Annotated in this window: 26 protein-coding genes and 1 pseudogene; 13 read left to right on the forward strand and 14 right to left on the reverse strand. The window is 71.0% G+C overall.

Annotated elements, in window-relative coordinates; genetic code table 11:
• The first annotated feature begins 48 nt into the window (after window positions 1-48).
• Window positions 49-459, forward strand: a complete 411-nt coding sequence (locus MKK64_RS13420; protein WP_243935431.1) for a DUF4174 domain-containing protein — start codon at window positions 49-51, stop codon at window positions 457-459.
• A 61-nt stretch (window positions 460-520) separates the two neighbouring features.
• Here MKK64_RS13420 and MKK64_RS13425 read toward each other — a convergent pair whose 3' ends face one another.
• A complete protein-coding gene (locus MKK64_RS13425; protein ID WP_243935433.1) occupies window positions 521-967 on the reverse strand; it encodes a hypothetical protein in 447 nt (148 codons plus the stop codon).
• Between the two features lie 196 nt (window positions 968-1,163).
• On the opposite strand from MKK64_RS13425, the gene MKK64_RS13430 reads away from it, so the two are divergent.
• Window positions 1,164-1,913, forward strand: a complete 750-nt coding sequence (locus MKK64_RS13430) for a phosphodiester glycosidase family protein (RefSeq protein WP_409567339.1) — start codon at window positions 1,164-1,166, stop codon at window positions 1,911-1,913.
• 12 nt (window positions 1,914-1,925) lie between these two features.
• Here MKK64_RS13430 and MKK64_RS13435 read toward each other — a convergent pair whose 3' ends face one another.
• On the reverse strand, window positions 1,926-3,320 hold the full coding sequence (locus tag MKK64_RS13435; protein WP_243935435.1) for a cytochrome P450: 1,395 nt from the start codon (window positions 3,318-3,320) through the stop codon (window positions 1,926-1,928).
• 135 nt (window positions 3,321-3,455) lie between these two features.
• On the opposite strand from MKK64_RS13435, the gene fumC reads away from it, so the two are divergent.
• The 4 genes and pseudogenes from fumC to MKK64_RS13455 form a co-directional block, all read left to right on the forward strand.
• A complete protein-coding gene (gene fumC, locus MKK64_RS13440) occupies window positions 3,456-4,868 on the forward strand; it encodes a class II fumarate hydratase (RefSeq protein ID WP_243935437.1) in 1,413 nt (470 codons plus the stop codon).
• A gap of 30 nt (window positions 4,869-4,898) precedes the next feature.
• Window positions 4,899-5,090: a DUF4169 family protein gene (locus tag MKK64_RS13445; protein WP_147727338.1), complete on the forward strand. Its 192-nt coding sequence runs from the start codon at window positions 4,899-4,901 to the stop codon at window positions 5,088-5,090.
• A gap of 248 nt (window positions 5,091-5,338) precedes the next feature.
• Window positions 5,339-5,554 carry a ribbon-helix-helix domain-containing protein gene (locus MKK64_RS13450; protein ID WP_147727339.1) on the forward strand — a complete coding sequence of 72 codons (216 nt, stop codon included), beginning with the start codon at window positions 5,339-5,341 and terminating at the stop codon, window positions 5,552-5,554.
• A 2-nt stretch (window positions 5,555-5,556) separates the two neighbouring features.
• Window positions 5,557-6,183, forward strand: a pseudogene (locus MKK64_RS13455) (MBL fold metallo-hydrolase); the annotation flags it as partial.
• Window positions 6,184-6,189: 6 nt separating this feature from the next.
• On the opposite strand, the gene glcF reads toward MKK64_RS13455, so the two are convergent.
• The 3 genes from glcF to MKK64_RS13470 all read right to left on the reverse strand — a co-directional run bounded on the left by glcF (window position 6,190) and on the right by MKK64_RS13470 (window position 10,391).
• Window positions 6,190-7,530, reverse strand: coding sequence for a glycolate oxidase subunit GlcF (gene glcF, locus MKK64_RS13460; RefSeq protein ID WP_243935439.1), 1,341 nt, complete (start codon window positions 7,528-7,530; stop codon window positions 6,190-6,192).
• A 131-nt stretch (window positions 7,531-7,661) separates the two neighbouring features.
• Window positions 7,662-8,846: an FAD-binding protein gene (locus MKK64_RS13465; RefSeq protein ID WP_243935442.1), complete on the reverse strand. Its 1,185-nt coding sequence runs from the start codon at window positions 8,844-8,846 to the stop codon at window positions 7,662-7,664.
• A gap of 102 nt (window positions 8,847-8,948) precedes the next feature.
• Window positions 8,949-10,391, reverse strand: coding sequence for a lipopolysaccharide biosynthesis protein (locus MKK64_RS13470; protein WP_243935445.1), 1,443 nt, complete (start codon window positions 10,389-10,391; stop codon window positions 8,949-8,951).
• Between the two features lie 188 nt (window positions 10,392-10,579).
• Between MKK64_RS13470 and MKK64_RS13475 the strand changes: the two genes are divergently transcribed.
• The gene (locus MKK64_RS13475; RefSeq protein WP_147728402.1) at window positions 10,580-10,816 is read left to right on the forward strand and encodes a hypothetical protein; all 237 of its coding nucleotides are present in this window, start codon (window positions 10,580-10,582) and stop codon (window positions 10,814-10,816) included.
• Window positions 10,817-10,826: 10 nt separating this feature from the next.
• On the opposite strand, the gene MKK64_RS13480 is transcribed toward MKK64_RS13475, so the two are convergent.
• Entirely contained in the window at window positions 10,827-11,360 is a 534-nt protein-coding gene (locus MKK64_RS13480; protein WP_243935446.1) for a GNAT family N-acetyltransferase, read from the reverse strand.
• Window positions 11,361-12,123: 763 nt separating this feature from the next.
• On the opposite strand from MKK64_RS13480, the gene MKK64_RS13485 reads away from it, so the two are divergent.
• Window positions 12,124-13,290 (forward strand): type III PLP-dependent enzyme, encoded by a 1,167-nt coding sequence (locus tag MKK64_RS13485; protein WP_243935447.1) that lies wholly within the window; start codon window positions 12,124-12,126, stop codon window positions 13,288-13,290.
• Between the two features lie 141 nt (window positions 13,291-13,431).
• Window positions 13,432-13,983: a GNAT family N-acetyltransferase gene (locus MKK64_RS13490; RefSeq protein ID WP_243935448.1), complete on the forward strand. Its 552-nt coding sequence runs from the start codon at window positions 13,432-13,434 to the stop codon at window positions 13,981-13,983.
• Window positions 13,984-14,053: 70 nt separating this feature from the next.
• On the opposite strand, the gene MKK64_RS13495 is transcribed toward MKK64_RS13490, so the two are convergent.
• From MKK64_RS13495 to fliL, 4 genes are all read right to left on the reverse strand, one after another.
• Complete coding sequence (locus MKK64_RS13495; protein WP_243935591.1) at window positions 14,054-14,806, reverse strand: MotE family protein; 753 nt, start codon at window positions 14,804-14,806, stop codon at window positions 14,054-14,056.
• Between the two features lie 128 nt (window positions 14,807-14,934).
• A complete protein-coding gene (locus MKK64_RS13500) occupies window positions 14,935-15,438 on the reverse strand; it encodes a DUF6468 domain-containing protein (protein ID WP_147858121.1) in 504 nt (167 codons plus the stop codon).
• Between the two features lie 17 nt (window positions 15,439-15,455).
• Complete coding sequence (fliM, locus tag MKK64_RS13505) at window positions 15,456-16,670, reverse strand: flagellar motor switch protein FliM (protein WP_147728048.1); 1,215 nt, start codon at window positions 16,668-16,670, stop codon at window positions 15,456-15,458.
• A 52-nt stretch (window positions 16,671-16,722) separates the two neighbouring features.
• Window positions 16,723-17,238 (reverse strand): flagellar basal body-associated protein FliL, encoded by a 516-nt coding sequence (gene fliL / locus MKK64_RS13510; protein ID WP_243935449.1) that lies wholly within the window; start codon window positions 17,236-17,238, stop codon window positions 16,723-16,725.
• Window positions 17,239-17,518: 280 nt separating this feature from the next.
• Here fliL and flgF point away from each other — a divergent pair, with 280 nt between their 5' ends.
• From flgF to flgH, 4 genes are read left to right on the forward strand one after another with little or no spacing between them, the layout of a single operon-like run.
• Window positions 17,519-18,259 carry a flagellar basal-body rod protein FlgF gene (flgF, locus tag MKK64_RS13515; protein ID WP_147841770.1) on the forward strand — a complete coding sequence of 247 codons (741 nt, stop codon included), beginning with the start codon at window positions 17,519-17,521 and terminating at the stop codon, window positions 18,257-18,259.
• 14 nt (window positions 18,260-18,273) lie between these two features.
• Window positions 18,274-19,065, forward strand: coding sequence for a flagellar basal-body rod protein FlgG (gene flgG / locus MKK64_RS13520; protein ID WP_147728051.1), 792 nt, complete (start codon window positions 18,274-18,276; stop codon window positions 19,063-19,065).
• Between the two features lie 22 nt (window positions 19,066-19,087).
• Entirely contained in the window at window positions 19,088-20,173 is a 1,086-nt protein-coding gene (gene flgA, locus MKK64_RS13525) for a flagellar basal body P-ring formation chaperone FlgA (protein ID WP_243935450.1), read from the forward strand.
• 33 nt (window positions 20,174-20,206) lie between these two features.
• Window positions 20,207-20,971 (forward strand): flagellar basal body L-ring protein FlgH, encoded by a 765-nt coding sequence (gene flgH / locus MKK64_RS13530; RefSeq protein ID WP_147841768.1) that lies wholly within the window; start codon window positions 20,207-20,209, stop codon window positions 20,969-20,971.
• Between the two features lie 19 nt (window positions 20,972-20,990).
• On the opposite strand, the gene MKK64_RS13535 is transcribed toward flgH, so the two are convergent.
• The 4 genes from MKK64_RS13535 to MKK64_RS13550 form a co-directional block, all read right to left on the reverse strand.
• The gene (locus MKK64_RS13535) at window positions 20,991-21,170 is read right to left on the reverse strand and encodes a hypothetical protein (RefSeq protein WP_147728053.1); all 180 of its coding nucleotides are present in this window, start codon (window positions 21,168-21,170) and stop codon (window positions 20,991-20,993) included.
• Between the two features lie 139 nt (window positions 21,171-21,309).
• The gene (gene dksA, locus MKK64_RS13540; RefSeq protein ID WP_147728054.1) at window positions 21,310-21,729 is read right to left on the reverse strand and encodes an RNA polymerase-binding protein DksA; all 420 of its coding nucleotides are present in this window, start codon (window positions 21,727-21,729) and stop codon (window positions 21,310-21,312) included.
• A 176-nt stretch (window positions 21,730-21,905) separates the two neighbouring features.
• On the reverse strand, window positions 21,906-22,925 hold the full coding sequence (locus MKK64_RS13545; RefSeq protein WP_243935451.1) for a hypothetical protein: 1,020 nt from the start codon (window positions 22,923-22,925) through the stop codon (window positions 21,906-21,908).
• A gap of 4 nt (window positions 22,926-22,929) precedes the next feature.
• The gene (locus tag MKK64_RS13550; RefSeq protein ID WP_243935452.1) at window positions 22,930-24,303 is read right to left on the reverse strand and encodes an MBOAT family O-acyltransferase; all 1,374 of its coding nucleotides are present in this window, start codon (window positions 24,301-24,303) and stop codon (window positions 22,930-22,932) included.
• Window positions 24,304-24,353 lie beyond the last annotated feature (50 nt).

Raw genomic sequence — 24,353 nt, forward strand, 5'->3', positions numbered from 1 at the left:
GTTCCGCGTTGCCCGATCGAACCGATCCCCAAACACGAGAGCAACCGCATGCGCGTCGGATCCGGCCTCGCCCTCGCCATCGCGTCGATCGCCCTCGCCGGCCAGGCCGCCGCGGCGCAGGACCCGCTGGCGCGCTATCGCCAGGCGTCGCGCGTGCTCGTCCTGTCCGCCCCGGATGCCGACGATCGCCGGCTCGCCGAGCAGCGCGCCGCCGTCGAGGCGGCGCGTGCCGGGTTCGGCGAGCGGGATCTCGTGGTGGTCGAGGTGGTGGGTGATGGGGAAAGCGCCGCGGTGATCCGGCGGCAGCTGCGCCTTCCGGCCGACGCGTTCCGCGCGGTGCTCGTCGGCAAGGACGGCGGCGCCAAGATCACGGCGGCGGAGCCGATCCCGGCACTGCGGCTGTTCTCGACGATCGACGCGATGCCGATGCGCCGGGACGAGATGCGCCGCCAGCGCTGAGCCGAAACAAAAAAGGGCCGCCCGCGGGCAGCCCTCTTTCTCGTTTCCGTCGTCGATCCGCTCAGTAGCAGCGCTCGACCAGCACGCGGCGATAGCCGTACGGCGTCCAGCGGACCCGGGGAACGGTCACGCACTCGCCACCGTAACCGTAACCATAGCCGCCGTAGGCGGCCGGGGCGTAGCCATAGCCGTAGCCGTAACCCGGGTAGCCGTAGCCGCCGTATCCCCCGTAGAGGCCGCCGGCGGCGAGGCCGAGGCCGACACCGAGACCCAGGCCGCCGAGGCCGTACCCGTAGCCGCGGCCGTAACCGTAGCCCCGATATCCGCCAAAGCCGCCGCGATAGCCGCCGAACCCGCCCCGGAAGCCGGCGCCGCGGAACCCGCCGAAGCCACCGCCGTGAAACCCACCGCCATGGAAGCCACCGCCGAAGCCGCGCGCCTCGGCCGACGCCGGCAGGTAAGCGAGCGCTCCGACCATCAACGTCGAAGCAAGAAGAAGACGCTTCATCAAACCATCTCCAGAAGAGTCGTGACCTTAACCCCCATCGTCCGAGAAACGCGCAGGCGCCGATTTCGGTTCAGGCTGCGACATTCGAAACCGCCTCCTCGCTGCGGCCATCGCGGCTGCTTGAAAAGCGTCGTTTTCTAAGGTGAGGAGACGCGCCGCAGGCGTGCGAATGGCTCGGCTGCTTCGGGGCCTCACGATGATGTTACGTTCGACCCTAGCGGCGGCTCTCGCCTTCCTGGCCGTCTCGAGCGGCGGCACGCGCGCGGAGACGGCCGTCCCCGAGGCCTGCCGGCCGGTCCAGGCGCAGGGCGACAGCTTCACCGTGTGCACCGTCGATCTCCGCCGCCAGCGCGTGCGGCTGTTCTGGCTCGGCGCCGACGGGCAGCCCTATTCGTCGCTCTCGGCGCTCGCCGAGAAGCAGGGCCCGCGCCTGAGCTTCGCGATGAACGCCGGCATGTACGACAAGGGCCAGGCCCCGGTCGGCCTCTACGTCGAGGACGGCCGCGAGATGAAGGGCGTCTCGACCGCCAACGGGCCGGGCAACTTCCACCTCAAGCCGAACGGCGTGTTCTACGTGAAGGGCGAGCGCGCCGGCGTGCTCGACACCGGGCACTACCTCAAGGCACGCCTGAGGCCCGACTTCGCGACGCAGTCCGGCCCGATGCTGGTGATCGACGGGCAGATCCACCCCAAGATCTCCGCCGACGGGCCGAGCCAGAAGATCCGCAACGGCGTCGGCGTCCGCGACGACGGGCGGGTGGCGGTGTTCGCGATCTCGGAGCATCCCGTCACCTTCGGCGCCTTCGCGCGCCTGTTCCGGGACGACCTCGGCTGCCGCAACGCGCTGTTCCTCGACGGCAGCGTGTCGAGCCTCTACGCGCCGGCGCTCAAGCGCAGCGACATCAGCCGCCCGCTCGGGCCGATGGTCGGGGCGGTCGCACGATAGGGACGGCCCGACTCAGCGGCGGGTCGCATCCATGCGCAGGCCGTGCTCGGGCCGCAAGGTCACCCGGTGCAGCGGCGTCATCGGCGGATGGTCGGCCGGCATCCGGAACCGCACGGCGCGGACGATGTGGGCCAGCACGATCACCGCCTCCTGCAGCGAGAAGCTTTGACCGATGCAGACGCGCGGGCCCGCCCCGAACGGCAGGTAGGCGAAGCGCGGGATCGCGTCGCGGTTCGCACCGAGGAACCGTTCCGGCACGAAGGCGTCCGGATCGTCCCATAGGGTGCGGTGCCGGTGCAGCACGTAGGGCGCGACCAGCACCATCGACCCGCGCGGCACCTTGATGCGGCCGAGGCGATCGTCGCGGATCGCCTGGCGGCTGAGGAACGGCACCGGCGGGAACAGGCGCATCGCCTCCTCCATCACCGCCTTGGCGAAGGGCAGCGCCTCGATCGCGACGTCGCCGTCGCCCGCCGCGTCGACCTCGGCCTCGAGGCGCTCGCGGGCGGCGTCGTCCTTCGCCAAGCAGTACAGCGCCCAGGTCAGGGCATTCGCCGTGGTCTCGTGCCCGGCGGCGATGAAGGTGACGATGTTGGCCTGAACCTCGAGGTCGGTGAGGCCCTTGCCGGTCTCGGGGTCCTGCGCCGCCAGCAACAGCGTCATCAGGTCCTGCGGCGCGCCGCCGGCCGCCAACAGCGCCTTGCGGCGGGCGATCAGCTCCTCGACCACCTCGGCGAAGTAGCGCCCCGCCGGCCGCGCCCGCAGGCGTCCGAGCCGGGGCACGAAATCGGGCACGCCGAACACGTCGAGTGGGTCGATCGGCCCGACGGCCTCGAGGAAGCGGGTGATCGCCCGCCCGAGCGCATCGGGATCGCCGGGCAGGCCCTGGGTGAAGATCGTCCGCTCCAGCACGTCCAGCGTCACGCGGGTCATCTCCAGCGCGACGTCGACCTGCGTGCCGTCGCGCCGGACCAGGCGGCGGGCGAGCTTGGCGCCGGACGCGTTCATCGCATCGGAAAAACCCTGCACGGTGCGCGCCGAGAAGATCGGCGCCAGCGTCCGCCGCTGCAGCTTCCAGGCGTCGCCCTCGGCGCTGAGCAGGCCGTTGCCAAGCCCGGGCGCCAGGACGCGGCGCTGGAGGTCGTCCTTGCGGTAGTTGCCGACGTTCTCGACGAGGAGGTAGCGAATCAGTGCCGGGTCGCTGACCACGGTGATGCGGCCCATGGCGCCGTCGCCGGCCACCACGGGGGCGGTGAAGTGATCCTCCATCCAGGTGGTGATCGGGTTCTTGCGCGCCGCCTTGAGGAACTCGAACAGGCCCATCGCCGTGCGGCGCGGCGCCGGCACCGGCGGCCGGAAGCGGGACGCCACCGGCGCATCCGTGTCGATCGCGATCGTCGCCGTCATTCGGGCGCCATCCTTGCTTGGCGCGACGGGGAACAGGCCGCCGCGTTTGTCGGGACACGGCCGGAAAAGCGCCTTCGCGATTTGCCGCCGCCTGTCGTAGGTAGGCACCGCACCGCACCGAACGTAGAGGCCACGATGTCGCCGCAGCCCGAGACCGCCACCCGCACGGAATCCGACACTTTCGGGCCGATCGAGGTTCCGGCGCACCGGTATTGGGGGGCGCAGACCCAGCGCTCGATCCAGAACTTCAAGATCGGCACCGAGCACATGCCGGCGCCGCTCGTCCACGCGCTGGGCCTCGTCAAGCAGTCGGCCGCCCTGGTGAACCAGGATCTCGGCAGCCTCGACCCGAAGGTGGCCGAGGCGATCGCGGCGTCGGCGGCCGAGGTGGTCGAGGGCCGGCACGACGACGAGTTCCCGCTGGTGGTGTGGCAGACCGGATCGGGCACCCAGTCCAACATGAACGCCAACGAGGTGATCGCCAGCCTCGCCAACGAGCGGCTCGGGGGCAAGCGCGGCGGCAAGTCGCCGGTCCACCCCAACGACCATTGCAACCGCGGCCAGTCCTCGAACGACGTCTTCCCGACGGCGATGCACATCGCGGTCTCGCGCGAGATCACCGAGCGCCTGATGCCGGCGCTGACGCACCTGCACACCGCGCTCGACGCGAAGGCGAAGGCCTTCGAATCGATCGTCAAGATCGGCCGCACCCACCTGCAGGACGCGACCCCGGTCTCGCTGGGCCAGGAATTCTCGGGCTACGCCGCGCAGGTCGCGCTCGGCGGCTCGCGCATCGCGGCGACGCTGCCCGGCGTGCTGGCGCTGGCGCAGGGCGGCACCGCCGTCGGCACCGGGTTGAACGCGCATCCGGAATTCGCCGAGCGCTTCGCCGCCAAGGTCGCGGAGCTGACCGGCCTGCCCTTCACCTCGGCCGCCAACAAGTTCGAGGCGCTGGCGACCCACGACGCGCTGGTGTTCACGCAGGGCGCGCTCTCGGCGCTCGCCGCCGGCCTGTTCAAGATCGCGCAGGACATCCGCCTGCTGGCATCCGGCCCGCGCTCCGGGCTGGGCGAGCTGTCGCTGCCGGAGAACGAGCCGGGCTCCTCGATCATGCCGGGCAAGGTCAACCCGACCCAGTGCGAGGCGCTGACGATGGTCTGCGCGCAGGTGATCGGCAACGGCACCACCGTGAGCTTCGCCGGCAGCCAGGGCAACTTCGAGCTCAACGTGTTCAAGCCTGTGATCGCCAACGCGGTGCTGCAGTCGATCCGCCTGCTCGCCGACGCGGCGGTGAGCTTCACCGACAACTGCGTCGTCGGGATCAAGGCCAACGAGGACAAGATCGCCGACCTGATGAGCCGCTCGCTGATGCTGGTGACCGCGCTCGCGCCCTCGATCGGCTACGACAAGGCCGCCGAGATCGCCAAGACGGCGCACAAGAACGGCACCACCCTGAAGCAAGAGGCCCTGCGCCTCGGCTACGTGACGGAGGCCGAGTTCGAGCGCGTGGTGCGGCCCGAGACCATGCTGGCCCCGAGCGCCGAGTAGGCCGAAGCCGAGACCCGGGAGATCGACCTGATGGCCGAGATCATCAACCTGCGCCAGGCCCGCAAGGCACGCCTGCGGGTCGAGAAGGACGAGAAGGCGGCCGACAACCGCATCGCCTTCGGCCGCCCGAAGAAGGCCCGGACCCTGCAGGAGCGCAAGACGGCGATCGAGGTCGCCCGCCACGAGGGCCACAAGCTGGTCGGGCCGGATCCGGAGACCTGAGCGAGGGTGCGCCGCCGCGCGATGTCCGTTCCCTTGGAGGGGGCCACGGCGTTCACCGATCTCGTCCGATCCAAGTGGATTGCTTCTGATACCGCTTCACTCCGTCATCCCGCGGCTGCGCAGCAGAGCCCGGGATCCAGAGCCGCCGACGGCGCCATCCGAGGCACGACCTGCGGTTCTGGATCCCGGGCTCGCCTTCGGCGCCCCGGGATGACGGGGAAGGTTGGGAGGGGAGGGAAGAGCCCGCGATGAGCATCACCAAGCGCTCGGTGATGATCGCCGGCCACCGCACCAGCGTGTCGCTGGAGGATCCGTTCTGGACCGCTCTAGGCGAGATCGCAGCAGCACGCGGCCAATCGGTGCAGGCGCTGATCGGGGCGATCGATGCCGGCCGCGACGGCCAGAACCTGTCCTCGGCGATCCGGGTCTTCGTGCTGGCGGCGTTTCGCGAGCGGGCGCCCTGACCGGTCGTCAGCGCCGGATGTCGCGAAGGCTGAGCGAGGCGGCCGGCACCGCGCCGGAGGCGGTCGACGTCGTCGTGCTCACCCATTGCCACACCGACCACATCGGCGGGCTGATGCGCGACGGGCATCCGGCATTCCCGAACGCGCGCCTCGTCGTCGGCGCGACCGAGTACGAGTTCTGGGCGAAGCCCGAACGGCTCGCGGCGGCGCCATCGGGCAACGAGCACGCCTCGGCGCTGGTGTTCCGCACCCACCTCATGCCGCTCGCCGCAAGGACGCGCTTCGTGAAGGATGGCGACGAGGTCGTGCCGGGCATCCACGCGCTCGCGGCCTACGGGCATACGCCCGGCCACCTTGCCTTCCACGTCGAGAGCGAAGGGCGGCGGATGCTGATCTGGGGCGATTGCGCCCACCACGAGGTCGCGTCGCTCGCCGAGCCAGGCTGGCACGCCCTGTTCGACATGGACAAGGCCGCGGGCGCCGCGACGCGCCGGCGGATCTACGACATGGCAGCCACCGACGACCTCGTCGTCGCCGGCTACCACACCGCGTTCCCCTCGCTCGGCTACGTCGGGCGCAGCGGCACCGGCTATCGCTGGATCCCGGTCACCTATCAGCTCGAACGCTGAGGTTCGTCACTCCGCCGCCTGCAGCGCCGGCTCGGCCGATCGCCCGATCGCGGCCGGCCGCGGTCCGCCGGTCGCCCAATCCAGCAGCTCCACCGTGTGGACGATCGGGATCGCGGTGCCCTTCCCGATCTGGGTGGCGCAGCCGATGTTGCCGGTGGCGATCACGTCGGGGCGCATGCGCTCGATGTTGGCGACCTTGCGCGTCCTGAGCTTGCCTGCCAGCTCCGGCTGCAGGATGTTGTAGGTGCCGGCCGAGCCGCAGCAGATGTGCCCCTCGGGCACGTCCTTCACGGTGAAGCCCGCCTGCTTCAGCAAGGCCTTCGGCTCGGTGCGGATGCCCTGGCCGTGCTGCATCGAGCAGGCGGAATGGTAGGCGACGACGAGGTCGCTCTCGATCACCGGCGCGATGCCGAGCGTCGCGACGAACTCGGTCACATCCTTGGCCAGCGCCGAGACCCGCGCCGCCTTGTCGGCATAGGCCGGGTCGTCGCGGAACATGAATCCGTAATCCTTGATCGTCGTGCCGCAGCCGGACGCCGTGACGAGGATCGCGTCGAGCCCGGCGCCGTCGGCCTCCGCGATCCAGGCGTCGATGGTGCGCTTGGCCTGGGCGTGCGAATCGTCCGTCCTGCCCATGTGGTGGGTGAGCGCGCCGCAGCAGCCCTCCCCGTCCGCATGCACCACCTCGACGCCGTGCCGGGTCAGCAGGCGGATCGCCGCCGCGTTGAAATCGGGGCGCAGCACGCTCTGGGCGCAGCCGCGCAGCAGCGCCACGCGCTTCCTCTCGGCCCGGGCGCCGACGGCCGGGAAGGTCGCGGGCCGGTTCGTCGGCTCGCGGCGCGGCAGCGCGGCGGGCGCGAGGTCGAGCATCGCGGCGAGGCGGTTGCCGACCCGCGGCAGGCGCGCGACCAGCGGCTTGAACGGCGCGCCGAGCTTGGCCGCCCACAGGGCCAGCCGGAACCGGCCGGGATGGGGCAGCACGAAGGCCAGGATCGCCCGGAGCGCGCGGTCGTCGAGCCGCCGGGAGAACGTCTCCTCGATATGGCTGCGGGCGTGGTCGACGAGGTGCATGTAGTGCACGCCCGACGGGCAGGTCGTCATGCAGGACAGGCACGACAGGCAGCGGTCGACGTGCTTGACCACCTCGGCGCTCGCCGCCTTGCCGCCCTCGAGCATGTCCTTGATCAGGTAGATCCGCCCGCGCGGGGAATCCAGCTCGTCGCCGAGCAGCAGGTAGGTCGGGCAGGTCGCCGTGCAGAACCCGCAATGCACGCAGGTGCGCAGGATCTTCTCGGAGGTCGCCATCGCCGGGTCGGCGAGCTGAGCGAGGGAGAAATTGGTTTGCATGGCGCGTTCTGGATGCGTCCTGTCTCAGGCCGATCGCGTCGGCCCCGTCTTTCGATCGTCTGTGCCACCGTTTCGCGCCGGGCACGATGCGGCGGACGGCCCGCGCGAGGTCGGGCCCCCGCGCGGAAGCGCTAAACCCCCGCGTACATCCGCCCGGGGTTGAAAATTCCCGCAGGATCGTGCGCCGCCTTGATCCCCTGCGTCACCCGCATCAGCGGCTCGGACAGCGGCTGGAACACCGGCACCGCGGCGCGCACCGCGTCGGGCGCGCGGATCAGCGTGGCGTGGCCGCGGTGCTCGGCGAGCGCGGCGCGGATCGCCGCGGCCCCGGCATCGCCCGCACTCGGCACGGCGAGCCAGACCAGGCCGCCGCCCCAGTCGTAGAACCAGCGGGCCGGCATCGTGCGGCCGATCGCGGCGGCGAGCGCCGGCCCGCGCGTCGGAGCGGTCGAGAGGCGCCACACGGCGTCCGCCGAGCCGGCGAACGGCGTCGCGTCGCGGATCGCCGTCCACAGGGCGGCTCCGGGCTCGCCATCCAGCATTTCGGCGGCGCCGAAGCGCTTCAGGAGCTTGCGCAGCTCGCCGATGCGGTAGTCGAGGGAGTCGGAGAAGCCTTCGAGGCGCATCAGCGTGCGGGGGTCCTCGCCGTCGATCCCCGCGGGGAGGTGCGCCGCGCCGGTGAGCTCGAACGGCGAGCCCAGCGCGGCGGCGAGCGCGGCGACGGCGCGGGCGTCGTCGAGGCCCGAGAAGACCAGCGTCGCGACGCGTTCCTGCACCGGCAGCACCTTGAAGGTGACCTCGGTCAGCAGCCCGAGGGTGCCCCAGGAGCCGGCCATCAGCTTCACGAGGTCGAGGCCAGTGACGTTCTTCATCACCCGGCCGCCGGACTTGATCGCCTGCCCGCGGCCGTTGACGAAGCGCACGCCGATCAGGCTGTCGCGGGCGGCCCCGGCGTTGATGCGGCGCGGACCGGAATTGTTGGCCGCCGCGACCGCGCCGAAGCTCGGCGCGCCGGCGCTGCCCATCAGGGCCCGGGCGTCCATCGGCTCGAACGGCAGCATCTGGCCGCGCGCGGCGAGCAGCGCCTGGACCTCCGAGAGCGGCGTGCCGGCGCGCGCCGCGATCACCATCTCGGCCGGCTCGTACAGGGTGATCCCGGAGAGCGCCCGCGCCGACAGGGTCGCCTCGTCCTGCGCCGGCCGGCCGATCCCGGCCATGGTGTCACCGCCCACGAGGCGCAGGCGCTCGGACCGGCCGGCGGCCGCACCGACGATCTCGGCCGCCTCGCCCTCGTCGCGGGGCTCGTAGAATGGCATCGTTTCCTGCCCGGTCGCGTGTTTTCGGCGGATGCCTTCTGCGCGGCATCCTTGTGGCCGCGATCATGCGGGATCGCGGCCGCCTTGCAAAGTGGAACCGCTCTACTCTGCGGCCAGGGGATGGGCGGAACGGACGCGCCCGGCCACCTGGCTGCGCAGGCCGGCGATGTCGAAGATCCACACTACGGCCGCGTAGAGGCCGGCGCCGAGCGGCACGGCGAGGCCGAGCGCGAGCGGCGGATCGAGATGGCGCAACGGCGTGAGCGCCAGGGCCATGGCGCCGCAGGCCGCGCTCGCAGACAGGATCTCGCTCCAGGGCAGCACGAGCCGGTCGCGTCCGGTCAGGGCCCGCACGGCCAGCCAGGCGAAGGCCGCGCCGAGCGCCAGCGTCTGGGCCAGCGCCACGCCGGCGCCGCCGAGCAGCGGCGGCAGGACGAGCAGGCCGAGCCCGTTGACGGCGAGCCCGGCCGCCGCGGCCGCAATCACCGGCAGGGTGCGGCGACGGATCTGGAACACCGGGTTGATCGCGAAGAACATCATCGCGAGGCAGAACAGGCCCGGGATGAGCAGCAGCGCGTAGAGGGCGAAAGGCCCGCGATAGGCCTCGGGCACCACGAGCGCCTCGAGCGCCGGCAGCACCGCCCAGAACCCGACGGCGCAGGGCAGCAGCAGCGCGAAGACCGTGGCGGCGTTGGCGGCGACCTGACGTTCGGCCGCCGCACGTCCGTGCAGCTCCTCGACGCGGACCGCGAGCTGGAACAGCAGCAGGTCGAGCGCCGTGCCGAGCATGGTCAGGCTGCGTGCGGTCACGTCGGCGGCGAGGGCGAAGTAGCCGGCCTCGGCGAATCCCGCCTGCGCCGCGATGGTGCCGCGGTTGAGGAACGGCAGGAGCTGGTAGACGGCGTTGGCCGCGATCAGCGGCAGTCCGTAGCGCAGGAACAGCGTCCAGGTCTCGCGCCGGCGATGATGCTCCACCGTCGTCACCGGGTCGCGCAGCGGGTGGCGCAGGATCAGCACCGCGAGGAGCTGGCTCAGCCCGGCGGCGGCCAGCACCCAGGCAGGCTGGCGCAGATACCAGGCGGCCGCCGCCATCATCGCGAAGGCCAGCACGTTCTTCACCGCGACGAGGCCGAAGTAGAGCTTGCCGTCGAAGCGGGCGCGGGCGAGCGCGGCGTGGTAGTCGAACACGCCGATGCCGAGCGCCGCCAGCATCGCGCCGGACAGGATCGCGGCGTGGCCGTCGGGACCGTCGCCGAGACCGAGGCCGCCGGCGATGGCCGCGGCGGACAACAGCAGCGCCGCGAGGATGGCGTAGGCCCGGTCGAGGCCGTGGCGGATCCACGGCTCGTCGAGGCGCACGCGCACGGAATAGAACCGCGTCGCCGACAGGCGCAGCCATTCGAACAGCACGGTGGTGATCACCAGGGTGCCGGCGGTGGCCAGTGCGAACCGTCCGAAGTCGGCCGGCCCGAGCAGCTTGGCGATGAGCAGGCCGAGGACGAAGTTCAGCCCAGCATTCAGGACGAAAGCGGCGATCACGGCCATGGACGAGCCTTCGGAGACGAACGAGCCTTCGGGGACGAACCGGCACGGGCGAGCGCGGCCTGCGGCCTCGATCTAGCGCCGCGCCGGTAAGATTCCCTGAATCCGGCACGACGAGGGCACGCCGGAACGGTTTGGCGCCGAAGGCCGTTTCCGCGTCCGGTCCAAACCTTCCCCGGAGTCCCCGTCAGATGCGCATCCTCGTTCCCGCCGCCGCAATCCTCGCCCTCGCGGGCGTTCAGGCCGCCACCGCCCAGACCACCGTGATCGAGCGCGGCGCGCCGGACACCGTCGTCGTCGACCGGCCGGCGACCGAGAGCAAGACGGTCGAGACCCGCGAGAGCAGCGACGGCTGCTCCACGAAGACGGTCACGTCGACCAACGACGAGGGCGACCGCAAGACGGTGCGCAAGGAGCGCTGCGACTGATCTTTCGGCCTCAGCCGCTCCGGCGCTGCCGGGGCGGCACCTGCGCCGTGCCCGGCGCGTCGTCGACGAGCAGGCGCTCGTAGCGCCACGCTTCCATCCCATCCTCGTAATAATCCTCGCGCACGTCGAAGCGGGTGTAGCCGCGCCGCTCGTACAAGCGCAGGCCGGCGCCGTTGTCGGCGCGGACCTCGAGGCGCAGGCGGGTGCAGCCGTGGCGGCGGGCCTCGTCCTCCACCGCCTGCATCAGCCGCCCGCCGAGGCCGAGACCCGAACGGGACGACGACACCGCGATCGACGAGAGCCGCGCGTTGCGGCTGTTGCGGCGGCGCTCCAGCGTCGCCGCGCCGATGAGGACGTTGGTCCCGTCCTCCTCCTCCAGCAAGGCGACCAGCACGCTCATCGAGGGCGAGCGGATCGCGTGCCGGATCGCACGCCGCTCCGCGCGGTCGGTCGAGAAGGTCGCGTTCTCCAGGGCGACTAGGGCATCGAGATCGTCGAGGCGCGCGGGGCGGATCTTCAGCTCGCCGTCGGCTTGCGGGCTCACGCGGTCCCCCGGGGCCGAATCGTCCGCCGTCTCACCCCGACCATGATGACCGCCGCTCACCGCCCGCCGCACGCGCAGCACGACGCCCGGATGCCGCGGACCGGCAGGGCGTCGCCACCGTCGACCGGCGTCAGATGCCCCCTCTTCGCGCGCTTGGGAAGCCCGGCTACGGCCGAGCGCTGCGTTTTGGCAACAGCTGCCCACTCTGCACAGGGAATCCCACCGCGTGGCGGCGATTTCTCCTTGTGATGGCGCGGCGGCGTCCGTATATCCGCCCTGCCCAATTTCGCACGTGCCTGTGGCCGCGTGTCGGTTGGTGGGCATCCGGCCAACTGCCGGACAGCCGCCAGGGGTCTTAAAGGATCGATGGTCGACAGGGTGGATCCCCTCCGGCCGGCATCCAGGTGGCGACACCGGACCCCGACAACAACCGGCAGCCGGAGGCGAAACCGGCGAACCCCGCTCTCCACGGGGGACGCAGCTTAAAGCAACGACGAACGGGCTTTTTTGGTCTCGTCGGCCCTCCAAAGGCCGGCACCGAAGAGGCTTGTTTCTCCTTGCCCGGCGTGCGGATGGGAAAACCCCGTCCAATCCACGGCAGCCTCCGGGTGCTCTTCGCGCCCGCACGGATCGTCGCGTCTCCACAGCGCGCGGGTCCGCGCGACGCATCGGCCCCAGACGCCGGCGGTCCGCCTGGACCGTCACATCTTCGACGGCGCGCTCCCCCGTGGGCGGCCCCGCGAACCTGTGGGTTGGAATCGACATGACCGATCGCATCCGCGACTTCCTCCGCGTCCGCCGCGACCTCGGCCGCGACGAGGGCCCCGTGATGGTGCTCGACCTCGACGTGGTCCGTGACAACTACACCGCGTTCGCCCGCGCGCTGCCCGACACCCGCGTGTTCTACGCGGTGAAGGCCAATCCGGCCCCCGAGGTGCTACGCCTCTTGGCCGACATGGGCTCGTGCTTCGACACCGCGTCGGTCGCCGAGATCGAGATGGCGCTCGCGTCCGGCGCCACCGCCGAGCGGATCTCCTTCGGCAACACCATCAAGAAGGAGCGCTGCATCGGCCGCGCGCTCCGTCTCGGCATCCGCCTGTTCGCGGTCGATTGCGAGGCCGAGGTCGAGAAGATCGTCCGCGCCGCCGCCGCCGCCGGGATCGAGGCCGGGGGGGTGCAGGTGTTCTGCCGCATCCTGTGCGACGGAGCCGGCGCCGACTGGCCGCTGTCGCGCAAGTTCGGCTGCGAGCCGGAGATGGCGGTCGACGTGCTGGATCACGCCCATCGTCAGGGCCTCTCGGCCTACGGCGTCTCGTTCCACGTCGGCTCGCAGCAGGGCAACACCGAGGCCTGGGACGGAGCGCTCGCCTCCGCCTCGACCATCTTCCGCGAGTGCGCGCTCCGCGGCATCGGCCTGTCGATGGTCAACCTCGGCGGCGGCTTCCCCACGAAGTACCTCAAGCAGGTGCCGGGCGTGGAATCCTACGGCGACGCGATCTTCCGCGCGCTCACCAAGCACTTCGGCAACCGGCTGCCCGAGACGATCATCGAGCCGGGCCGCGGCATGGTCGGCAACGCCGGCCTGATCGAGGCCGAGGTCGTGCTGATCTCGAAGAAGTCGGCCGCGGAGGACGAGGTGCGCTGGGTCTACCTCGACATCGGCAAGTTCGGGGGGCTGGCCGAGACCATGGACGAGTCGATCCGCTATCCCGTCCGCACTGCGCATGACGGCGACCGGATGGCGCCGTGCGTGCTGGCCGGCCCAACCTGCGACTCGATGGACGTGCTCTACGAGCGCGATCACTACCCGCTGCCGGTCTCCCTCTCCATCGGCGACAAGGTGCTGATCGAGGGCACCGGCGCCTACACCACGACCTACGCCGCGGTCGCCTTCAACGGTTTCCCGCCGCTGCAACAGATCGTGATCTGACCCGATCCGCACCTTCGGCGGCCGCGGGTCGTTAGGGCATCTGAACCCAGACCGCGCATCCCGATCGGCCGGCTCTCATCCGGTCGCCGGCGGGGATGCGCGGATCCTCGAGCGTCACGCCATGACGGGGCGGTTACGGTCATGATCCAGATCCGGGCGGAGCATCATCTCGACGTCGCGGCGCGCGAGCGCCTGCTCGACGCCTGCTTCGGCGCGAACCGCCGCGCGAAGACATCGGAGCGCCTGCGGGAAGGCCGCCTGCCCGCCCGCGGCCTCGCCTTCTCGGCGACCCGCCACGGGCGCCTGATCGGGACGCTGCGGCTCTGGACCGTCGAGGCCGGCGCCCGGCCGGCCCTGCTTCTCGGGCCGCTCGCCGTCGACCCGGCGCTGCAGCGACAGGGCCTCGGCCGGGTCATGATGCATGCCGCCCTCGGACGCGCCGAATCCCTCGGGCACGGCGCCGTGCTGCTCGTGGGCGACGCGCCCTACTACGACCGCTTCGGCTTCTCGGGGGCGCTGGCGGCCGGCCTCACGCTGCCCGGCCCGTTCGCGCGCGAACGCTTCCTCGGCCTCGAGTTGCGGGCGGACGCGCTCACCGGCGCCGAAGGATTGGTGCGGGCGACGGGCGTCCTCGATGCCCCGGCGGATCTCGGCACGGCGGGCGCGGCGGACGGCCGACGACGCGCCGCCTGAGCGCGACCGGGCCGGCCGGGGCGGCACGGCCGCGTACCCGGGTGGCGCGACGGAAGCGTAGCCGAACGGCTCAGCGGCCGCCGGGCTCGATCGCCGGCAGCTCGTTCGGGCCGAGGCTTCCGCCGGCCGCGGCCTGCGGGCCGGCGACGCCGCGGGCGCGATTGGCCAGGGCCACGGTCAGCTTCTCGGCAGCATCCGGCTGCATCACGGCCAGCACCTCCGCCATCTTGCGCGGATTCATCGCCAGCACCAGCGATACCAAGACGTCCTGGCCGAGACGGTCGAAGACCCGGGCGGCCTCCTTCGGCTTCATCGTCTCGTACATCGTCACGAGGTTCTTCAGGCCGGCCTTCTCGGCCTCGGCCTTGGCCTTGCCGGATGTGTCGACCTTGTCCTCGGCCTGCTTGAGGTCGCCGAGCCCGGTCTCGAGCTTGCGCTCGGCCTCGCCGAGCATCTTCTCGCGCAGCTCCAGCTCGTCGGTCTTCTGCTTGAGCGCGTCGCGCCGGGCGCCGAGCTTCTCCAGCAGGGCGCGCTCGCTCGGCGAGACTGGCTCGGGCATCGGCGGCTGAGCCTGGGGCGGCGGCTCGGGCTTCTTGGCGTCCGCCTTCGTCTCGTCCTTGGGCGTCACCGATCCGGTGGTGGCGGGGTCGGCCAGCTCGTAGCCGGCGCGGGCCTTGGCGAGCACCTGGGCGAGGGCCGGCAATTCGGTGCCGACCTGCGGCGTCTCGACCGACATCGCGATGAGCTTCAGCACCAGCAGCCCGGCGGCGGCGAGCGTGACCGCATCGATCATCCTCAGGCGCAGAGGACGGATCGCGTGCATGCGCGCGCGCGCCAGGGCGGTCAGGGCCTTCGCGTTGTTGGCGCCCCGGACGACCTTGGCCGCGCGCGCGCCCTCGGCGGCGGCGAGCGCGGTTCGGGCGGGGTCGGTCCGGGCGGGAGGCCCAGCACTCATGCGGCGCGGCTCCGCACCCTGTGGAGGGCGCGCTCGGTCATCGCGAGGGCGGCGGCGGCGGCGGCGCCGAGGCGCTCGCCGTTCGGGCCGTCGGAGGCCGGCGTCTCGCTCGCGACGCGCATCGTCGGGCGCTGCACGGCCGGCTCGGGCGCGACGGGCCGAGGCGCGGCGCCGCGCATCTGCGTGACGATCGCCCCGATGCGCGCGATCACGCCCTCGCCGGCCTCGACCTGCGCGGCGATGTCGGCGGCGTAGCGCTCGGCGGTGCCGAGGCGTTCCGCCAGCGTGCGGTCGCACTCGTCCAGCGTGCTGCGCAGGCCGGCGATGGCGCGCTCGGCGGTCGAGGTGGCGACCATCAGGTCGCCGATGGTCTGGCGCAGGGCGGCCTCGTCGCCCTTCAGCTGCGCGATGCGGCGCGACAGCTTGATCGACGACACGATGGTGGCGACGAGCAGGACGGCGACGAGGCCGTCTGCGGCGAGCGTGACGAGGAGGCTCATGACCGAAAATCCATCGCTCAGGTGTCGCTTCGGTTGTTCATCGAGGCCTCGTAGGCCTGGAGCGTGGTGCGCGAGCGCCGCAGCGGCCGCGTCACCTGCACGGCGATGCTGTCGTCGACGCGCCCGATCCGCCCCTGCGTCAGCGCCCACTCGCCACAGCGGACCGTGATGAGGTCGCTCGGCTTGGCGTCGAACATCAGCGTGTCGCCGACCTTCAGCGCCATGACGCGCTTCAGCGGCAGCGTCATCTCGTGGAGCACCGCCTCCATCGTCATGTCCGCCTGCCAGATCTCGGTGGCGAGGTGCCCTTCCCAGACGTGGTCGCGGCCGAGCTTTTCGCCCATGAAGCTCTGCATGAGCAGTTCACGGATAGGCTCGATGGTGGCGTAGGGGAACAGGATCTGCAGCAGGCCGCCGCGCCCGTCCATGTCGAGGCGGAGCGAGATCAGGATCGCCGCGTTGGCCGGCCGGGTGATGGTGGCGAAGCGCGGGTTGGTCTCAATCCGGTCGATCGCGAACCGCACCGGCGACAGCGGCTGGAACGACAGCTCGAGGTCGCCGAGGATGATCTCGACCAGGCGCCGGACCAGCTGCATCTCGATGGTGGTGAAGGGACGCCCGTCGAGGCGGCTCGACGAGCCGCCGCGCTTGCCCCCGAGCAGCAGGTCGAGCGTCGAGTAGGCGAGGTTCGACTCGACCGTGACCAGCCCGGAATTCTCCCAGGCGTCGGCCTTGAACACCCCGAGCAGGGTCGGCAGCGGGATGGCGTTGAGGTAGTCGCCGAAGCGGACCGAGGTGATGTTGTCGAGGGTGACCTCGACGTTGTCCTGGAAGAAGTTGCGCAGCGAGGTCGACAGCAACCGGATCATCCGGTCGAAGACGATCTCCAGCATCGGCAGGCGTTCGTACTGGACGACGCCCGAATCGACGATGGCGCGGACGCCGCCGGCGCCCGAGGCTGACAGCTCGCGCAGCGAGAAGCCGACGACGTCGTCGATCTCGTCCTGGCTGAGGATGCGGTCGTTGCCGGCGAGTTCGGGAAGGTTGTCGCTCTCCCCGTCCTCGATCATCGTCGCCCACTCGGCGGCGACGTCGCTGGCGTTGCGGGTGGTGCCCTGCTCCGCGAGCGCGGCGCCCCACTCGTCGGCGAGCGACGCGTCCCCGCCCTCGGCGCCCTGCTCGATCAGGGCTGCCGACCAGTCGTCCTCCACGTTCGGGTCGTCGGGTTCCATGAGGGGCTCGGTTGCAGAGAGGCGCGGTCGGGCTCGGGTTTGCGGCCGGTCGCTACTGGACGATCACGTCCTTGAAGAGCACCGCCTCGACGCGGGCGGGATAGACCGCGACGTTGACCCGCTTCAGCAGCTCCTCGCGGAGGCGATACAGGCCGAGCGATCCGGAGAGGTCGCTGCCGCGCAGGTCGCGCATGTAGATCTGCAGCGCGTCCTCGACCCGCGGCATCAGCGGCTTCACCTCGCTCTCGACCTTCGCGTCCTTGAGCTCGAGGGCGATGCGGACCTTGGCGAACTTGGCCTTTTCGACGCCGGCCTCAGGGCTGAGGTTCATCACCATCTCGCGGACGTCGAGGAAGATGGACGGCTTCTTCACCTCGGCGACCTCGGCGGCGTGCTCGGCCTCGGCCTCGGCGGCGGCGCGCTTCTTCAGCATGAACGCGCCCCCTCCCCCGCCGAGGAGGATCACGGCGGCCGCGACGATGATGATGAGCTTCTTCTTGCTCTTCGGGGCTGCGGCCTCGCCGCCGGCACCCTCGGCGGCATCCGCTTTCTTGGGCTTCTTGGCCATGAGCGGTGGTCCGCGATCCGTCGGGTGAGCATCCGGGCCCACGCCTATCGGGTGCGGGTCCCTTCGAGACTCTGGTATCGGCCGGCAGGGTTAACGCGCCGTTAAGCCGGCACAATCTGCCGGGTCGGCTTTGCCGCCGGACCGATCCGGTCGTTCCGGCCGACCCGCAATCGCCCAGCCAAGCCGTTGCCTTGAAAAACGAAAATCGGTTTTCGCACATTGGCATAGGGGATGCGGATATCCCCTCGCCGCCACCGCGGCACGACGGATCGAGTCCACGATGCAGAATGCCCTCCTCGTCGGCGTGTCGAGCCAAATGGCGCTTCAGCGCGAGCTCGACGTCATCGCCAACAACATGGCCAACGTCTCGACCACCGGCTTCAAGGGCCGTTCGACGCGCTTCCAGGAATACCTGATGCCGACGGCGAGCGCCGACACCTTCGCCGGCTCGGATCGCCGCCTCTCCTACGTCATCGACCAGGGCACCGCGCTCGACCTCGGCCAGGGCGCGATCGAGCCCGACGGCAACCCGACCCACGTGGCGATCCAGGGCGAGGCGTTCTTCTCGGTGCAGACGCCGCAGGGCGTGCGCTTCACCCGCAACGGCGCCTTCGAGGTGAACGCGCAGGGCACCCTCGTCACCAGCGACGGCTACGCGGTGCAGGGCGAGGGCGGCCCGATCACCGTCAACCCGCAGGAGACCGGGCTCTCGATCGGCCCCGACGGCACGGTCTCCACCAATCTCGGCGTGCGCGGGAAGGTGCGGCTCGTGACCTTCGCCAACCCGCAGACCCTGACCAATGCCGGCGCCAACCTCTACGAATCGAGCGCGCAGCCGCAGCCCGCGGGGATCAGGGGGCGCCTCGAATCGGGTGCGCTGGAGAAGTCGAACGTGCGCCCGGTGCTCGAGATGACCCGGCTGATGGACGTGAACCGGACCTACGCCATGGTCTCCAGCGTGATCACGCGGCTCGACGATCTGCGGGGCACGGCGATCCGCCGCCTCGCCGACGTCGCCTGAGCGGGAGCTAGACGATGCGCGCGCTCTACGCCGCCGCCACCGGCATGGCGGCCCAGGAACTCAACGTCCAGGTCATCTCGAACAACATCGCCAACCTTCGCACCACCGGCTACAAGCGCCAGCAGCCGCATTTCCAGGATCTGCTCTACCAGAACCTGCGCCGCGCCGGCGCCTCGACCTCGGACCAGAACACGCAGCTTCCGGCCGGCCTCGCCATCGGCTCGGGCGTGAAGACCGTCTCGACCGCCCGCATCATGTCGCAGGGCACGCTGACCTCGACGGAAAAGGACTACGACGTCGCGATCCGCGGCGAGGGCTTCTTCCGCGTGACGATGCCGGACGGACGCACCGCCTACAGCCGCGACGGCTCCTTCGACCTGTCGGCGCAGGGGCAGCTCGTCACCCGGGACGGCTACCTCGTCGATCCCGGCATCACCGTGCCGAACACCGCCACCGCCGTCACCATCAGCGCCACCGGCGCGGTGCAGGCGACGCTGCCCGGGCAGACCGCACCGCAATCGCTCGGCCAGTTCCAGCTCGCCCGCTTCGTCAACAAGACCGGCCTCGAATCGATCGGCGACAACCTGTTCATCGAGACCGCGGCCTCGGGTCCGGCGGTCAGCGGGCTGCCCGGCGGCGAGGGCTTCGGCAACCTCCAGCAATCGTACCTGGAAGAGGCGAACGTGAACGCCGTCACCGAGATCTCGTCGCTGATCGCCGCGCAGCGCGCCTACGAGATGAACTCGAAGGTCGTCACCGCCGCCGACCAGATGCTCTCCACCACCTCGCAGATGTTCCGCAGCTAGCGCCGCCCGGAGCCCGACGGTCATGTTCCATTCCCCCGCCTACGACGAACCGCGCCAGGAGGCCGAGCTGCGGCCGATCACGCGTTCCGCCGGCCTGCGCACCGCCCCGCTCGGCGTCGCGGTGCTGCTGCGCGCGGCCTTCGCCTTCCTCGCGTTGGCCGTTCTCGGCGCCTACAGGCTGCCGGCGTTCGCCGACGAGGCGATGCGCCTGCGCGGCGACGTCACCGCGCGCGGCGACGTGCTCACCCTCGAGGATCTCGTCGAAGGCGCGCCGAGCTCGGCGGCCAAGCGCCCGCTGTTCCGGGCGCCCGCGCTCGGCGCCACCGGCACGATTCAGGCCCGCCGCATCCTCGAGGCGGTCGCGGCCCTCAACCTCGGCGCCGTCGAGACGGGCGGCCGGCTCCAAGTTGCGGTGCAGCGCGCCGCGCGCCGGGTCGGGGCCCAGGAGATCGAGGCGGCGCTGCGCCGCGCGCTCGAGACCGCTTACGGGGTCGACGCGAAATCGGTGAGCGTGCGCCTCGACGGGGACGGGCCGATGCTGCTGGCACCGGTCGATCTCGACGGCCAGGTCGTCGCCCTCGATCTCAACTACGATCCGCGCTCGCGCCGCGTCGGCGGGTTGATGACGCTCGGCGAGCGCCAGGCCTCGCTGCGGGTCTCCGGCGTGGTGATCGAGATGCGCGACGTCGCCATCGTCAACCGCACCCTCAACCGCGGCGAGCCGGTCACCGCCGCCGACCTGACGATCGAGCGCCGCCCGCGGGAGGGCTCGCCGCCGGACGCACTGGCCTCGGGCGCGACGCTGGTCGGCGAGGTCGCGCAGCGCACGCTGAGCCAGGGCGCGATCCTCCGCACCGGCGATACCGCCCCGCCGGAACTCGTCGCCCGCGGCGAGGCGGTGACCATCGTCTACGAATCCCCCGGCATCAGCCTGGCGATGCGCGGCCAGGCCACCGATGCCGGACGGCTGGGCGCGACGGTCAACGTCGTCAACATCGCCTCGAAGAAGGTTCTCCAGGCGATCGTGATCGGCCCGGGCCGCGTCTCGGTCGGCCCGGCCCCACCGCAGCGGCAGGCGAGCGCCGAGCCGCCGACCACGCTTCGCTGACCGCACCCATCAAGATCAGGCAGAGACGATCCGATGCGTCATCCTTCGCGCTCCCCGCGCCGCGCCCTGCCCCTCGCCGCGGCGCTGGTCGCCTGCGCCGGGCTCGGCGCCTGCAACACCATGGACCGCCTGTCCCAGGTCGGCGCGCAGCCCAACCTGTCGGCGATCGAGGATCCGACGGCGCAGGCCGGCTACAAGCCGGTCCGCCTGCCGATGCCCGACGTGCAGCCGGTCTCGTATGCGCCGAACTCGCTCTGGCGCACCGGCTCGCGCGCCTTCTTTAAGGACCAGCGCGCCGCGCGGATCGGCGACCTCGTCACGGTGAAGGTCAACGTCACGGATCAGGCCAACATCTCGAACGAGACCAAGCGCTCGCGCAGCAACACCGAGAATTTCGGCTTGCCGAATGCCGGCGGCCTGGAGAAGAACGCCGCCGTGCTCGCCGCCGGCGTGTCGCCCGACAAGCTGCTCGCCGCCACGTCGAGCTCCTCGAACGACGGCGTCGGCTCGGTCCAGCGCAACGAGACCGTGTCGACCAACGTCGCCGCGATCGTGACGCAGGTCCTGCCCAACGGGAACCTGGTGGTCGAGGGCAAGCAGGAGATCCGGATCAACTTCGAGGTGCGCGAGCTGATCGTGGCCGGCGTGGTCCGCCCGGAGGACATCGAGTCGGACAACACCATCGAATCGACCAAGATCGCCCAGGCGCGCATCGCCTATGGCGGACGCGGCCAGATCACCGACGTGCAGCAGCCGCGTTACGGCCAGCAGATCGTCGACATCCTGCTGCCGTTCTGATCAGGGCCGAACGCTCCGATCAGGTGTGCTCGGTGCCGGGCCGGTTGGGGCGCGGCGCCTCGCCGTGCCCCGAGATCACCGCCGAGCGGGTGGGATCGTGCTTGATCTTCGCGACGCGCGTCCGCTGCCAGACGGCGATCACCGTCGCGACTACGATCGTTCCGATGGCGAGGACCGGAATCAGAACATCGTTGTCCATGGACGTGCCTCCGATGATGTGATCGGGTAAAGCACGGTCAAGCCCGAGGGTTCCCGCGGCTCAGCTTGCGATTTCAGGGCGACGGCACAGTCGAGACCGTCCGGTTACTGAAAAACCGCATGCTGCACCGCGAGAGACTTCAGTCGTCGCGGTAGACGCGCTCGCGGCGCTCGTGGCGCTCCTGCGCCTCCAGCGACAGGGTCGCGATCGGCCGGGCATCGAGCCGGCGCAGCGAGATCGGCTCGCCGGTCTCCTCGCAATAGCCGTAGGAGCGGTCCTCGATCCGCGCCAAGGCCGCATCGATCTTGCCGGTGAGCTTGCGCTGCCGGTCGCGGGCCCGCAGCTCGATCGCCCGGTCGGTCTCCGATGAGGCGCGGTCGGCGAGGTCGGGGTGGTTCTCGTTCTCGCTCTGCAGCGCAACCAGGGTGTCCTGCGCCTCGCGCAGGATGTCGCTCTTCCAGCCGAGCAGCTTGCGCCGAAAATACTCGCGCTGACGCTCGTTCATGAAGGGCTCGTCGTCGGACGGAACGTAGCCGTCCTCCAGCGTCACCTTCGCCATTCGTCGCCCTTCCATAGTCCCGTACGGCCGGTCCGCGGCGATAATTGCCTGCCGTATAGTCGAGGTGGATTGCTGCTACAACGCACCCGCGTTCAAGCTGCGGTGCTTGCACACGCTGCGCCAATTGATGCGGCAAAGGTGCCACGGTCGCGCGCGTGCGACGGAGATTGGTTTGCTCAATCGTGGATTGCCGACGGACCGCGAAGGCGGACGATCGCCGCGGCGACGGCATCGGTGAGCGCCCGGGCGATCGGGTGCCGGTAATGGCTCTGGTCGAAGAACTGCGCATCCTCGTGCGTTTCGGGCGTGTCGCGGCGCTCGTCGAGCACGCTGCCGAGCGGATGGGTCGCGACCGCCGCCGCGATGGCGGCCTTGCAGGCCTGCTCGGCCGCCGCGCGGGCGGTCCCCGGGCGCGGCAGGGCCGAGGCATGGATCGGCGGAAACACCAGCACGACGGGGGTCGCGGGTGGGACGCGGGCGAGCATCACGGTCAGGCGCGCGGCCGCGGGGAACGGGCCGGCCTTGTGCGGATCGGGGGTGTCCGGCACGGGCGGCCCCGCGCTCGGCGCGCGCCGGTCGCCGCCGCCGAACCCGAGCTTGAGATAATCCGGCTCGTAATCCCACCACCCGTCGGCGCGGGCCATCGGCCGCTTCCTGCGCAGCAGCCACCCGATCCGGCCGACGACCTCCTGGGCCACGTTGAAGCGCAGCAGGCCGAAGGCGTAGGCGACGGGGTCGCGTTCCAGGAGCCAGAAGGGGAACGGTTTGCCGGGCGGCAGCGCCGGATCGTCGGTGCACCAGAAGTCGTCGGCCGCCATCACCAAGGCGGCGGGTTTCGGATGATGGCGCAGGTACCAGTCGAGAACCAGCAGCTGCTCGCCCGGGCCCGTCGCCGGCACGGAGAGTTGCACGAACGGAATGCCGGTGGCGGCCGAGAGGCGAGCCGGCTCGACGAGCTGGATGTGCGAATTGCCGATGACGGCCCCCGTGAAGGCCGGGTCGCGCCCGCGGACCGCGAGCGCGGTGCGCGGCCCCTGGGGCCGGACGCCGCCGACGGAGAACAGCGTGGAGCGCCCGCTGTCGTAGGGATCGATCGCGATCGCGAGGGCGAGGTAGCCGTACAGGAGCCCGATCGCCGTCAGCACGGCGGTACGGGCGAAATCGTGCCAGGCCGTGTCGGGCGACGGGGTCCGCATCGGCTCAGAACTGGAAATAGATGAAGTCGTAATTGCCGTCGTCGCCGATCTTCAGGAGCACGACGACGAACAGCAGCGCGAAGGCGGCGGCGATGAGCCGGCTCGGCGGCATGCGGTGGACCGCGGCCCAGGCGCTCGGCCCGACCGTCGCCACGGCCGCGGCGACGGCGATGGTCCGCCACTTGAAGCCGGTGCCGGACGGACCGAAGCCGGCCAGTCCCTTGAACACGATCAGCGCCGCCTCGAAGCTGGTGGCGCGGAACAGCACCCAGGTCAGCACCACAAACAGGAACGTCAGCGCCCAGCCGAGGACCATCGGCATCCGAAGGTTCGCCCGGCGGAACAGGATGCCCGCCCCGAGGCCGGCCCCGTGCAGCGCTCCCCAGGCGACGAAGGTCAGCCCGGCCCCGTGCCAGAGGCCGCCGAGCGTCATCGTCGCGAACAGGGCCGCGACCTGGATGGCGAGGCCGCGGCGGTTGCCGCCGAACGGAATGTAGAGGTAGTCGCGCAGGAACCGCGACAGCGTCATGTGCCAGCGCCGCCAGAAGTCGCGCAGCGACGCCGACCGGTACGGCACGTCGAAGTTCTGCGGCAGCACGAGCCCGAACAGCAGCGCGATGCCCAGCGCCATGTCGGTGTAGCCCGAGAAGTCGAAGTAGATCTGGAAGGTGAACCCGAGGGTGGCCTGCCACGCCTCGGCGGTCGTCACCGCCTTGCCGGCGGCGGCGGCCTGGAACACCGGGTTGACGTAGCCCGCCAGCGGATCGCCGAAGAAGACCTTCTTCGACAGGCCGACGGTGAGCAGCATCAGCCCGCGGCCGATCCGCTCCGCCGCATCCGGGCGCGCATAGGGGCGCTCGTCGAACTGGTGCATGATCTCGCTCCAGCGCACGAGCGGGCCGGCGAGAACCTGCGGGAAGAAGGCGATGTAGAGCGCGTACTTGGTCAGCCCGAAGGCCGGCGCGCGGCCGGCCCGAAGGTCGGTCAGGTACATGATGTGGTGGAAGGTGAAGAACGAGATCCCGAGCGGCAGCACCCAGCCGAGCCGCGGCGCCTCGATCCCCGGGATCAGGCCGGCGAGATCGGCGAAGAAATCGAGGTACTTGAACAGCGCCAGGACGACGAGGTTCGCCGCGATCGCTCCCGGGATCAGCCAGCGGATCGGCGCCCTGACGAAGGCGCGGGCGACGAGCCAGTTCGCCAGGATCGAGCCGAGCAGCAGCGGCACGAACCGCACGTCCCACCAGCCGTAGAACACGAACGACAGCAGGACGAGCAGCGGCAGCCGCAGGCCCGGCCGATGCCGCTCGACGAGGGCGTGCAGCGCGAGCGCCGCGGGCAGGAACGCGAGGAGGAAGACGAAGGAGTTGAACAGCATCGGCCGGGGCGGCGCGGCGGGGGGATGCCGCGCCGCTCGGACCGAGCGTC

This window comes from Methylobacterium sp. E-025, from assembly GCF_022829705.1.
Classification (GTDB): Bacteria; Pseudomonadota; Alphaproteobacteria; order Rhizobiales; family Beijerinckiaceae; genus Methylobacterium.